The organism is Paenibacillus puldeungensis (assembly GCF_042678945.1).
Lineage (GTDB): Bacteria > Bacillota > Bacilli > Paenibacillales > Paenibacillaceae > Fontibacillus > Fontibacillus puldeungensis.
The window spans coordinates 142886-155064 of the sequence record NZ_JBHTLM010000012.1 but is presented as its reverse complement, the minus strand read 5'-3'; the positions used below and the strand labels follow the sequence as shown (position 1 = coordinate 155064).

Genomic DNA, 12179 nt, shown 5'->3' with positions numbered 1-12179 from the left:
TAAGTGCGGACGGGATAAGCGCTGAAAGCATCTAAGCGTGAAGCCTCCCTCAAGATGAGATTTCCCAATTAGTAAGACCCCTTGAAGACGACGAGGTTGATAGGCCTGAGGTGGAAGTGCAGCAATGCATGGAGCTGACAGGTACTAATCGGTCGAGGGCTTATCCTAAAAGCTTTACGAAGTAAAGCTACTTCGGAAGCATATGCTAATTTAAAACGCAAAGAACGTTTCGTATCCAGTTTTCAGGTGATCAAACATCTGAACTTAAGCTGCAAGTCCTTTATAAGGGCTGATATTTTCTCGCTGCGATTTCGAGAAGCGATAGCTTCGAAAAATCATGTTTGGTGGCGATGGCGGAGGGGTTCCACACGTACCCATCCCGAACACGACCGTTAAGCCCTCCAGCGCCGATGGTACTTGGACCGAAGGGTCCTGGGAGAGTAGGACGCCGCCAAGCAATAAAGAGCACTGCCGATCACACGGCGGTGTTCTTTTTTTCATAAATGTTCCATCTAGCGACATGCTATGCATCTATATGCGTCTCCGTGCTAGCAAGGAACATAAAAAGCACTCCGATTACAATCGGTAGTGCTTTTTGCTATGAGCAAAAGGGGGCATAGTGCATGCGGAGCGCCTTTTCCTTAAATGGGCATACATAAATTCCATGGAGGGAAGCAAAGTAAATTGTAGCTTGAAAAACTGGGCTAGGTCGTATTATGAAGGCTTTATCACAAAATAATGGAGGATGAATGATGAGTAACAGAATCGAAGCTATACGTGCAGACCATCAGAACTTTATCGACAAAACCGAAGATGAGGTCAAGGAGGTACCAGCAACAACAAATGTAAATGAAGCCGTTGAAGCAATCACGGCTCATATTAATAAGTACGATGAGCCAGAGGAAAATGAAAGGAAAAAATAGAGCAATTCTCAACGTAAAGCCCCGGCTCTCGGGGCTTACGTCTATTGACTACAATTTTAAAGCGTCGTTGGCCATTTTAACATCATTAGCCAGCAACTGTTCAAGGTTGTAGGAAGGATAAAATCCCTTTTGGTACATATAGTTGAATATTTTAGCGTGAAGTCCAATGGTGTGGATCAGATGTTTTTGGAAGGTTTCTCTGAGCTGAGGTGTCGCGGTTTCGGTGATAGCGATGGAGTAATTTCTTACAGCTGTTTTTGCGAAGCCCAACAGGCTTGCGGCATCAATTGCAGTCATGTCAGGCATGGCGTTGCGGTGTGATGTAGGGGCCATCGGATAAAATTTGAGCAACTCGCGTTTCTAAGCTTGTAATGGTTTCCATATATAGAGATTTTAACGCAGGGTCTTGAAGCGTGGGCAGTTTCTTTTTAAACAGTACAAGGTTTGTGGATTGAAAGGCAACGAGTTCATGCAGCTCTAATGTTTCGTGCCAAGCCAGGTGATCCTGATTCATGGTTTTATTCATGTTTTCACTCTCCAAGTATCAAATGTTAATGTACTATATGCCTATCAACAGAAATAGGTATTTGTCCCTGATTAGAAAACTGATTATTACAAAAAAAAGAAGATATGGAAAAGTTATATTGTGTTCATTTCGATAAGAACGAGTTGAACGGTACACTCTATATTTGGCGTTATACATCTCTTCTAAAGGAGGAACCAACTATGCAACTGGCTGCGCATGAGGCCTGCGACTTGAATGAGCTGACATTAAGCTGCGTAAACTCTATAACCAACATGGCTTGCTTTATGAATCAGGCTCAGGATCCACAACTAAAGGCGATTTTGGAAAAGCATTTTCCGCTGCATATTCAGGATTACAATATGAAGGTCGAATATTTAAGTAAGGCCGAAGGAGCTACTTCCAAATTGCCAATCCCAGATCTTCAACCGGTTTTACAATCATATACCGAATCGACGGTAGCTCCGGTTCCCGTTATGCCTAGAACAGACGTTCAACAGTTCACGGATCGAGAAATCGCCACTGCTTATTTGCTAACCTTGAAACGTGCGGGAAGAGAATATGCATGGGCAGCCATGGAAATGAGCCACCCGGAAATCCGTAGCTTTTTGGAGCATGCGTTCTGTATGAGCTCACACCATGCTTACGATGTATGGCAGTGGATGGTCAACAAAGGATATTATCCGTTGGAGTCAACTCCAATGTCAACAATGACGACGCTGGGAACGATGTACCAGTTGGTACATGAACCAGTAGGAGCACACTAAATCAACTCGATCCGATAAAAAAACACTTGGAAAAAGAGTGGTACCATAGGTTTTGGCCTATGCGGTACTGCTCTTTTTTATGGAGTAAAACGAATAAGGGGAGCCAGAATATTATGAAAATAAAAGAATTAGTTGAACCTTTGAGAGTAGTAAAACGCTTTGTTGTGTATACAGCAATCGCTGGAATGGGTGCAGCAGGTTTAAACCTGACAAGGCCAGTGCTGCTGGGCAACATTTTCGAAGGATTTGTAAAAGGTGACTCCTATGGAAGTGTCATGTTGTTAATAATACTGTTTGCTTTAAGCTGGTGCGCAACCTGGGGCCTTTCTTTATTGTTAGGATACTTAAGTACAAAGGTAAAGGAACGGATTTTAGCAAGGCTTAGAACAGCTGTTCTGAGTCATCTAATGAGGCTCCCATACGCTCAAAGCGAACAGCTTCCTACTGGAAAAATACAAGCATATATCACCTCGGACCTTCCACTTTGGTCCAATTTGTATGGAATGATCCTGGTACAGATCGTGCATTCTGCTGCACAATTGATCGGGGCCGTAGTTACGCTCCTTAATGTAAACTCCAAATTAATGATTATTCTAGTACCTTTTTTGGCAATATCAGCAGTCATTCCACTCATATTCAGCAGGTCCATGATACGTATTCATCGCTTCGCACAAGATGCTATATCAGATACCCTTGAGAAGTCACAATGCATTATTCACGGATGCAGAGATATCATTAGTCTGAATATTGAAAAATGGTGTCTTAAACGATGCACAGAAGCCTTTATTAAGTCAGAGAATGCGGAAATCAAAAGAAGTATGGCTCAGGGAACTGTACAGGTAATCGGAGCGTTTGCCGAAAACGCAGCCTATATTGTAGTTTTGTTGATAGGAGGCTGGTCCGTATTTAAGGATTCCATGAGCGTGGGGCATTTGGTCAGTTTCCTTGCCACGATCCAGCTGATTTTTTTCCCCTCGAGAAATGCGGGTGATCTAGCCAGCGCCATTCAGAGCTCGTTAGCTGCAGCAAATCGTGTTCAAGAATTTCTCTCGTTGAAGCCTATGAATGAGAAATATACGCTGCGGACTCATATTGAGATAAAAAATTTATCATATACATACCCAAACGAGAGAAAGAAGGCACTAGATTCCATCTCTTGTGAAATCAATCAGGGATACTTCGTGGTCATTTTAGGGGAGAGTGGATCAGGCAAATCAACTTTGCTTAAAATAATAGCTGGCTTATATGAACCAACAGAAGGAGAGATGATAACAACTGGTCCGAATATTGGATTGCCTTCTGCAGTATGGCAGGATCCATTTCTGCTTAATGCGAGTGTCTTCGATAACTTGGCTTTGGGGCGAGATGTCTCCGAACGGCAAATGAAGGATATGGCTCAAAAACTAAATTTAGATCGTCTGATAGCAGAAATGCCAAATCAGTATGATACCTTTCTACTTGAAAACGGAAGAAACCTATCCGGAGGCCAGCGACAGCGAATAGCCATTATCCGTTCTTTAATAAGCAGCAAAAAATGTATTGTTATCGATGAGCCAACAGCTGGACTTGATATGGAAAATGCCCGAAAGGTTTGGGACGCAATCCTTGATATGAACAAGGACGTAACTCGCATCGTCACAACCCATCAACTGGATAAAACTCATGAGTATGCTGATTTGATATTAGTACTGCAAGAGGGCAAACTCATTGAGTACGGACCACCGCAAGAGCTATTGCGAATGAACGGCTTTTTTAAAAAGCTGATGAAACGATAGAGTGGCTCTTATTAAACGGTTCCCAGCAATTACGGAAAATCCATGGATATGCTAAAATGTCTCAGGAGGCAGTAATCTAAGGATGCTCCATCAAATTTAGAAAGGGTGCCAGCCTTTGGGAGCGATTTTTCACTGCAATCCGGATCGGCCATTCCGTGAAACGCCGGATTTATATTTATGCTTTTGGGGAAAAGAAAAATGTGCGCCGCAGCATTCCTTCGGACCCGGCGTACGGGATTTATACAAAATTCACTTTATCCACTCGGGAGAGGGAATTGTACGTTCCGAGGGCAAGACGTTTACACTCACTGCCGGACAAGCATTTATCTTATATCCTGACCGGGTTATTTTTTACCAGGCTGATGAGATCAATCCCTGGACTTACTCTTGGATCGGTTTTTACGGGGATCAGGTGGACAGCATTTTAAACAGAACCGGGGTTAGCCCGCAAAATCCAGTTTTCTCTATGGATACGCGGTTAATGCCCAAGCTGTACGACCTGTTGAATGAGGCTGGTGAGCACGCGACAACGCGTGATTTGCGTTTGCACGCCTTGCTGAATGAAGCATTGTCGGTCATGGTGGAGCTTGCCCCATCTTCCGAATGCGGAATCCTGGGATCAGGAGCTCGCAATTCATATATTCATTCTTGCTTGGAGTTTCTACACAGCCATTACAGCGACGAAGTCAGCGTTGGCCAGCTTGCTCAGGTTGTTGGACTTGACCGTAAATATTTATCAGCTATTTTCAAGGAGGCCACGGGCTTTCCGCCTCAGCAATATTTGCTGCGGTATCGGATGGAGCGGGCATGTGAGCTGTTAAAGAAGGGGAAATTCACGGTAGGGGAGATTGCCCGATCGGTGGGATATCGGGACGCACTGTTGTTCTCCAAGATGTTCAAGAAAACCGTCGGCGTGTCTCCTACAGAATACCGGATCCAATAAAAACGACACGATGCCATATATATCATCCTTGTTGATATAGGTTTTGCCTGTCAATTCGATTATATTGGACTTATAAATGTTGAAGGAGGTACTACTGTGGTATATCAAGCAGATAGCAAAAGATATGAAACGATGACATATAATCGTGTTGGGAGAAGCGGACTAAAGCTTCCGGCCATTTCCTTGGGGCTTTGGCACAATTTTGGTGGAATCAATTCTTACGAGAACGGGCGGGCTATGCTAAGAAGAGCATTTGATCTTGGCATTACCCATTTTGATTTAGCGAACAACTACGGGCCGCCATATGGATCTGCCGAAGAAACGTTTGGAAAAGTAATGAAGGACGATTTCAGACCTTATCGCGACGAGATGATCATTTCAACTAAAGCGGGTTATGATATGTGGCCAGGACCTTATGGTGAATGGGGGTCCAAAAAATATTTGGTTGCCAGCCTCGATCAAAGCTTAAAACGGATGGGTCTGGAGTATGTAGATATTTTCTATCATCACCGTCCGGATCCGGATACGCCGCTGGAGGAAACGATGTCTGCGCTCGACCTGATCGTTCGCCAGGGCAAAGCTCTCTATGTGGGCATCTCGAATTATCGGCCTGAGGAAACCCGGGCTGCAGCCAAGATTCTCCGCGAACTGGGTACGCCATGTCTGATCCATCAGCCGAATTATTCGATGATGAATCGCTGGATCGAAGAGGGACTGCAGGATGTTCTGGAAGAAGAAGGTATCGGATCGATCGTTTTCTCCCCGCTGGAGGGTGGCGTTTTGACGGACCGTTACCTGAACGGAATAGCGGCAGATTCGCGGGCGGGAGGCCCAAGCAGGTTCCTCCGTCCAGAGGATATAAATGAGGAACGTATCTTGAAGGTCAAGCGATTAAACGAAATGGCGGCAGGGAGAGGACAGAAGCTGTCGCAAATGGCGCTGGCCTGGGTGCTCCGCGGCGGAAAGGTCACTTCGGCGCTGATTGGTGCAAGCAAGGTGGGCCAAATTGAAGATGCAGTGGAGACGCTAAACAACATGACCTTTACGGCGGATGAGCTGCAAAAAATAGATGAAATTTTGGGTTATTAGAAGATCATTGATCAATCCCACTCTGTGAACGAAAAAGGCGCTATCTCGTACCTAATCATGAGATGGCGCTTTTTGTTACTATATTTCCTTATATTATTTTTCCCGCCATATTGAGTTGTTATCGCTTTACCCTTTATAATATGACGAGTGTACCATTTCAGATAAAATATTAGAAAAGGTGTTTATTTCATGAGCATATTGAACGTAGAAAGACTTAGCCACGGCTTCGGGGACCGGGCTATATTTAGCGATGTTTCCTTCCGATTGTTAAAAGGGGAGCATATCGGCCTGATCGGGGCCAATGGAGAAGGTAAATCCACCTTCATGAATATCATTACGGGTAAGCTGCAGCCAGATGAAGGCAAAATTGAATGGGCTAGACGGACACGCGTCGGCTATTTGGATCAGCATGCGGTGCTAAGCAAAGGCATGACGATTCGTGACGTGCTTCGCGGGGCATACCAATACCTGTTCGATATGGAGCAGGAAATGAACGATATGTACGCCAGAATGGGCGAAGTCTCGCCAGAGGAGCTTGAACAGCTGCTGGAGGATGTCGGCACGATTCAGGACACGCTGACGAATCAGGATTTCTATATGATCGATGCAAAAATCGAAGAAACCGCTCGTGGGCTTGGTCTAACCGATATCGGTCTTGACAAAGACGTTAACGATTTGAGTGGCGGGCAGCGGACCAAGGTGCTGCTGGCTAAGCTGCTTCTAGAGAAACCGGATATTTTATTGCTGGACGAACCGACCAACTATCTGGATGAGCAGCATATTGAATGGCTCAAGCGGTACCTACAGGAATATGAAAATGCATTCATATTGATTTCGCACGACATTCCGTTTTTGAACAGCGTAATTAACCTGATCTATCACATGGAAAATCAGGAGCTTAACCGTTACGTTGGGGACTACGATTATTTCCAGCAGGTGTATGAGGCGAAGAAGTTGCAGCTAGAATCTGCTTACAAGCGTCAGCAGCAGGAAATCGCTGATCTGAAGGATTTCGTCGCGCGCAACAAGGCGAGCGTCGCCACCCGTAACATGGCGATGTCTAGACAGAAGAAGCTGGATAAAATGGAGGTCATTGAGCTGGCCAAGGAAAAACCGAAGCCACAGTTCAATTTCAAGGATGCGAGAACGTCGGGCAAGCTTATATTTGAGACGACGGACCTTGTGATCGGTTATGATTCACCGTTGTCCAAGCCGTTGAATCTGCGCATGGAGCGCGGGCAGAAAATCGCTTTAGTTGGCGCCAACGGGATCGGGAAAACCACGCTGCTCCGCAGTATTTTAGGACAAATTCCGCCAATTTCCGGTTCTGTTCAGCTAGGTGATATTCTTGAAATTGGTTATTTTGAGCAAGAGATGAAAGAGGCTAATTACAACACGTGTATTGAAGAGATATGGAACGAGTTTCCTTCGTATACCCAGTTTGAAGTCCGTGCCGCTTTGGCCAAATGCGGTTTGACGACCAAGCATATCGAAAGCAAAATCGCCGTACTGAGTGGCGGGGAGAAGGCCAAGGTACGCTTGTGTAAGCTGATTAATCGCGAGACGAACGTACTTGTACTGGACGAACCTACGAACCACTTGGATGTGGACGCTAAGGACGAGCTGAAGCGTGCGCTCAAAGCTTACAAAGGCAGCATTTTGCTCATATCACACGAACCGGAATTTTATCAGGACGTAGTGACCGAAACGTGGAACTGCGAGTCGTGGACAACGAAGATGCTATAATTGAACTTGAAGCGGAACGCCCCGAGGTCGAAAATTGACTTTGTGGGCGTTTTTCTGTGGATATTGTCGAAATAAAATGGTAGAAATGTATGGATATACCATGATAAACTAATTCAGGATAAATCATAGGATGAGGTGATCGCGGGATGGCTCTTACGTTGAACATGATTTTCGTTAATTTGCCAGTGAAAGATTTGCAGAAATCGAAGGAGTTTTTCACACAAGTCGGTTTTACATTTAATCCGCAGTTTACGAACGAACAAGCCGCCTGCATGGTGATCAGTGAGCATATTTTTGCGATGCTGCTGACCGAAGAGTACTTCAAGACGTTTACGAACAAACAAATCGTGGATACCGAGAATCACACTGAAGCGATTCTGGCATTGTCAGCGAACAGTCGCGAACAGGTGGACGAAATCGTAAATAAAGCGCTGGCATCTGGCGGAAAACCCTATAACGATATCGTAGATCACGGCTTCATGTACTCCGGAAGCTTCCAAGATCCCGACGGACATCTATGGGAAGTCATGTATATGGATCCCAGTTCAATTCAACCCTTCGAATAGTGAGCACTATAAAAAACCTCCCGCCGGGAGGTTTTTTGTGCATTCGTAGCTAAAGAACCTATAAAAGCTCCTACGAGTATAGTACTGCCACAGAAGGTTTATCGTTAGTGTTCCACACCAATGTAAAATTCGGTTATAATAGATAGGAACTAAAAAAAGAAAGTGGGAACAGTATGGGTCGCAAATGGAACAATATTAAAGAGAAGAAAGCCTCTAAAGACGCCAACACAAGCCGAGTCTACGCGAAGTTTGGAGTCGAAATCTACGTTGCCGCCAAGAAGGGCGAACCGGATCCGGAATCGAACCGTGCTTTAAAAGTCGTTCTGGAGCGTGCTAAAACATACAATGTACCTAAAGCGATCATTGACCGTGCGCTTGACAAAGCCAAGGGCAGTGCTGAAGAAACTTACCAAGAGCTTCGTTACGAAGGCTTTGGACCGAACGGATCAATGATTATTGTAGATACATTAACGAACAATGTGAATCGTACAGCTCCGGCAGTACGTTCAGCATTTAATAAAAACGGTGGCAGCATGGGCGTAAGCGGATCGGTAGCTTATATGTTCGATGCTACGGCAGTCATTGGTCTTGAAGGAAAAACCATAGATGAAGTGTTTGAAATCTTGATGGAAGCCGATGTAGAGGTTCGCGATATCGTCGAGGAAGATGAATCCGTCATTGTCTATGCTGAACCGGATCAATTCCATGTCGTGCAAGGCGCCTTGAAGAACGCCGGGATTACTGAGTTTACTGTAGCCGAGCTGACGATGCTAGCTCAGAACTATGTTACTCTTCCGGAGGATGCAGAGGTTCAATTTGAGAAACTGATCGATGCGCTAGAGGACTTGGAGGACGTTCAGCAAGTCTACCATAACGTGGAGCTGGCGGACGAATAACAATTTATGGGCAAATACATACTTTGGGTTTGACGATACTAAGCTCAGGGATGTGTTTGGTAAGTAAACAGGCTGACAAGGCGGACAATCCTTGATCAGCCTGTTTGTATGAAAGAAATTCTCTTCCGTAATGTTCTTGGGTTGATGTTTTTCATAAATGTAGTCGGATTGAAAAGAGCATGATTCCTATGAATCATGCTCTTTTTCATTACGCCTATTCAATAAAAGACCTTTTGCAAGCTCCGGCTGGCCTTCTTCATGGTTTCTACATAATCGTCAGCTAGAATTTAGACAGTAAGTTATAAGGAGCAACTATTGAAGGAGGTTTTACGATGGATGGATCATGGATATGGCCACTGGCCTGTTCCTTAATGATGGTCGTGATGATGTTCGGTATGCGCGGCGGAGGGCATAAGCATCATACACAAGCGAGTCAGATGCAAACGGATTATGAGAGCAGGAATCATCAGGATCATCAGATAAAAGCTGACGGGCATTGTTCCTCGCATCACCATCAAGCTAAACGTCACAATTGGATGATGCTCCTGTACTGTGTACTTCCAGTCGTGCTTGTTGCTGCTGCGTTGGTAGTAGGCCGTTTTAGCGGCGCATCCATGAACATTTTACCGCTTCTATGGGTACTGATTTGTCCGTTATCGCATTTTTTCTTGATGCCATTTATCATGGGGGAGAAAAAACGCTAGGGTGGCATATGTAAAACTTTCTAGCTGGGGATACTTGTAATGAACCGTAAAATCAGTATAGTGGGATTACAGTTTGGTAGATGAAAAGGATGGTGATGGGGTGTCCAAGCTTCAGGTTTTAGTAGTGGATGATGAATGGAACATGCGCAACCTCCTCCGAATTTATTTGACCAAGGAAGGCCTTGAAGTCAAAGAAGCAATGAGCGGCCATGAAGCTTTAAGTATGATGAGCCGGTATACATTCGATATTGTCCTCCTTGATGTGATGCTGCCGGATATGGATGGCTGGCAGGTCTGCAAGGCGATTCGAGAGACCAGCAACATTGCGATTCTGATGCTTACAGCACGTTCGGAGACGAAAGACAAGGTATATGGGCTAGGGATTGGGGCGGATGACTATCTAACTAAGCCGTTTGAACCCGAAGAGCTGTTGGCAAGAGTCTATTCCTTGATTCGTAGAGCGGCATTGACGCAGACTACCACAGTCCAGGAGCAGGTAATGGAATTTTTGGGGCTGAAAATATATCCCGAGGGTCGTGAGGTATACATTCACGGCACTGTGGTTGATTTTACGCAGAAGGAATTTGATTTGCTGATGACAATGTCTAAGAATCAGCAGCGTGCGTTCAGCAGGGAAGAGCTTGTAGACCTAATCTGGGGGTTTGAATACGTTGGCGATGTTCGTGCGGTCGATACACATATCAAGAACATTCGCGATAAAGCGCAAAAGGCGGGACTCTCCTATAACCCGATCCAGACCGTGTGGGGGGTTGGTTATAAGTTTAATGGTGCGGGGGCGCTAAATGAGAAGAAATAGAATCGAATTTAAGCTCGGCTTAATCATTCTGTCCGCCTTTGCCGTCGTGCTCGTTTCGCTTGGAATCGCGATCGACCGGATGTTCATGAATTTTTACAATACGGAAATGAAAACCGAGGTAGAAGAATTAACAACTCACTTTGCGACAATGGCGGAAACTCCGCACATTTCCACGGAGCAAACGATGCTCGAGTTCGCTGATTTCTCGAATGTAAGCATGTTGTTTGTAGATCCGCAAGGCAAAGTTTTAGCTCATTCAGGTATGCATAGTCTTAAAGACCATTCCTTTATCCGCCAAGAAGATGTCAAGCAATTATTCGCAGGCAAAAGCGTTCATCTTCAGCATACGGGGCCCAAAGGGGAACGGTATTTTGTCTCAGCCAAGGCTGTACCCGGTTTAAACGGGGCCAAAGCAAAGTCCGCCATTTACGTGCTGTCCTCGACACAGCATATGGACGAGTCCATTGCCGCGGTGCGCAGGTTGATTTTTCTCTCTGGAGCAGGTGCATTTTTACTTGCGCTCGGCATCACCTGGATTCTGGCCCACACTTTATCGAAGCCGCTGCTGCAAATTCAGAACGCCACCCGTAGAATAGCGGAAGGGGAGCTGGAAACGAGATTAGAGATTCGGCAAAATGACGAGGTCGGTTCATTGGCTTTAGAGATCAACCATTTGGCGGAGGAGCTGCAGCGATATCGTGATACGAGGCAGGAGTTTTTTGCCAACATATCACACGAATTGCGTACGCCAATTACTTATTTAGAAGGGTACGCCAAGGTCATTATGGACCGGCTCTACGAGACTGAGGAGGAAAGGGACAAGTATCTCGAGATTATTCACCAGGAAGCGCTTAGGCTGCAGCATTTGGTCAATGATCTATTTGAGCTGGCCAAAATGGAGGAAGGTAAAATCAGCCTGTCCCTCGAATGGATTGACCTAGCTGAAATTGTGGGCAATGCGGTTCGAAAAATTGAGCTAAAAGCAGGCGACAAGGGCTTATTGCTGGATACCAGCATCGGTAGCGGCATTCCGCTCATTTATGGTGACGGCCTCCGAATGGAACAGGTGCTCATCAATTTGCTTGAAAATGCGGTGCGATATACGGAAGCTGGACAAATTCATGTTCGGCTGTATGAGAAAGACAAGCATGCCTGCTTAGTGGTAGAAGATACCGGAATCGGCATTCCAGACGACGAAATTGCCTATATTTTTGACCGGTTTTACCGGGTGGAAAAATCGCGCTCGAGGCAGTATGGGGGAACGGGCTTGGGACTCCCCATAGCCAAGAAGCTGGTTGAGCTCCTCGGGGGACAAATGCTTGTCAGCAGCAAGGTAGGTGTCGGTACCTCCTTTGAAATCAGGTTTCCGCTTAAAGAGCAGGGGGAGACAGTATGAAAAAAGCGGATTGGTTCATCGCAATGTTCATCAT

At 45.5% G+C, this 12179-nt stretch carries 11 protein-coding genes, 2 rRNA genes and 1 pseudogene; 13 read left to right on the top strand and 1 reads right to left on the bottom strand.

Features of this window, described 5'->3' with window-relative positions; all coding sequences use genetic code 11:
- The 3 genes from ACFQ3W_RS16790 to ACFQ3W_RS16780 all read left to right on the top strand — a co-directional run.
- Positions 1-168: ribosomal RNA gene (locus tag ACFQ3W_RS16790) — 23S ribosomal RNA — on the top strand; the annotation flags it as partial.
- Positions 169-340: 172 nt separating this feature from the next.
- Positions 341-457 (top strand): 5S ribosomal RNA (gene rrf, locus ACFQ3W_RS16785).
- A 292-nt stretch (positions 458-749) separates the two neighbouring features.
- A complete protein-coding gene (locus ACFQ3W_RS16780) occupies positions 750-923 on the top strand; it encodes a hypothetical protein (RefSeq protein ID WP_379320396.1) in 174 nt (57 codons plus the stop codon).
- 48 nt (positions 924-971) lie between these two features.
- On the opposite strand, the pseudogene ACFQ3W_RS16775 reads toward ACFQ3W_RS16780, so the two are convergent.
- Positions 972-1449, bottom strand: a pseudogene (locus tag ACFQ3W_RS16775) (spore coat protein).
- Between the two features lie 200 nt (positions 1450-1649).
- On the opposite strand from ACFQ3W_RS16775, the gene ACFQ3W_RS16770 reads away from it, so the two are divergent.
- The 10 genes from ACFQ3W_RS16770 to ACFQ3W_RS16725 all read left to right on the top strand — a co-directional run bounded on the left by ACFQ3W_RS16770 (position 1650) and on the right by ACFQ3W_RS16725 (position 12145).
- Entirely contained in the window at positions 1650-2213 is a 564-nt protein-coding gene (locus tag ACFQ3W_RS16770; protein ID WP_379320395.1) for a spore coat protein, read from the top strand.
- A gap of 113 nt (positions 2214-2326) precedes the next feature.
- Positions 2327-3988, top strand: a complete 1662-nt coding sequence (locus tag ACFQ3W_RS16765; protein ID WP_379320394.1) for an ABC transporter ATP-binding protein — start codon at positions 2327-2329, stop codon at positions 3986-3988.
- A 115-nt stretch (positions 3989-4103) separates the two neighbouring features.
- On the top strand, positions 4104-4931 hold the full coding sequence (locus tag ACFQ3W_RS16760) for an AraC family transcriptional regulator (protein WP_379320393.1): 828 nt from the start codon (positions 4104-4106) through the stop codon (positions 4929-4931).
- 96 nt (positions 4932-5027) lie between these two features.
- Positions 5028-6020 carry an L-glyceraldehyde 3-phosphate reductase gene (gene mgrA / locus ACFQ3W_RS16755; protein WP_379320392.1) on the top strand — a complete coding sequence of 331 codons (993 nt, stop codon included), beginning with the start codon at positions 5028-5030 and terminating at the stop codon, positions 6018-6020.
- A 189-nt stretch (positions 6021-6209) separates the two neighbouring features.
- Positions 6210-7766, top strand: a complete 1557-nt coding sequence (locus tag ACFQ3W_RS16750; RefSeq protein ID WP_379320391.1) for an ABC-F family ATP-binding cassette domain-containing protein — start codon at positions 6210-6212, stop codon at positions 7764-7766.
- 146 nt (positions 7767-7912) lie between these two features.
- A complete protein-coding gene (locus tag ACFQ3W_RS16745; RefSeq protein WP_379320390.1) occupies positions 7913-8332 on the top strand; it encodes a VOC family protein in 420 nt (139 codons plus the stop codon).
- Between the two features lie 173 nt (positions 8333-8505).
- A complete protein-coding gene (locus ACFQ3W_RS16740; protein WP_379320389.1) occupies positions 8506-9228 on the top strand; it encodes a YebC/PmpR family DNA-binding transcriptional regulator in 723 nt (240 codons plus the stop codon).
- A gap of 332 nt (positions 9229-9560) precedes the next feature.
- A complete protein-coding gene (locus tag ACFQ3W_RS16735) occupies positions 9561-9932 on the top strand; it encodes a hypothetical protein (protein WP_379320388.1) in 372 nt (123 codons plus the stop codon).
- A gap of 100 nt (positions 9933-10032) precedes the next feature.
- Positions 10033-10749: a response regulator transcription factor gene (locus ACFQ3W_RS16730; protein WP_379320387.1), complete on the top strand. Its 717-nt coding sequence runs from the start codon at positions 10033-10035 to the stop codon at positions 10747-10749.
- Positions 10736-12145, top strand: coding sequence for a sensor histidine kinase (locus ACFQ3W_RS16725; RefSeq protein WP_379320386.1), 1410 nt, complete (start codon positions 10736-10738; stop codon positions 12143-12145). The genes ACFQ3W_RS16730 and ACFQ3W_RS16725 overlap by 14 nt, the downstream gene beginning before the upstream one ends.
- Positions 12146-12179: the final 34 nt, after the last annotated feature.

Excerpts from the sequence above, each read along its gene's own strand:
- ACFQ3W_RS16725 (WP_379320386.1), top strand. The coding sequence starts at position 10,736 with ATGAGAAGAAATAGAATCGAATTTAAGCTCGGCTTAATCATTCTGTCC.
- ACFQ3W_RS16735 (WP_379320388.1), top strand. The coding sequence starts at position 9,561 with ATGGATGGATCATGGATATGGCCACTGGCCTGTTCCTTAATGATGGTC.
- ACFQ3W_RS16780 (WP_379320396.1), top strand. The coding sequence starts at position 750 with ATGATGAGTAACAGAATCGAAGCTATACGTGCAGACCATCAGAACTTT.
- ACFQ3W_RS16770 (WP_379320395.1), top strand. The coding sequence starts at position 1,650 with ATGCAACTGGCTGCGCATGAGGCCTGCGACTTGAATGAGCTGACATTA.
- ACFQ3W_RS16745 (WP_379320390.1), top strand. The coding sequence starts at position 7,913 with ATGGCTCTTACGTTGAACATGATTTTCGTTAATTTGCCAGTGAAAGAT.
- ACFQ3W_RS16750 (WP_379320391.1), top strand. The coding sequence starts at position 6,210 with ATGAGCATATTGAACGTAGAAAGACTTAGCCACGGCTTCGGGGACCGG.
- ACFQ3W_RS16740 (WP_379320389.1), top strand. The coding sequence starts at position 8,506 with ATGGGTCGCAAATGGAACAATATTAAAGAGAAGAAAGCCTCTAAAGAC.
- ACFQ3W_RS16765 (WP_379320394.1), top strand. The coding sequence starts at position 2,327 with ATGAAAATAAAAGAATTAGTTGAACCTTTGAGAGTAGTAAAACGCTTT.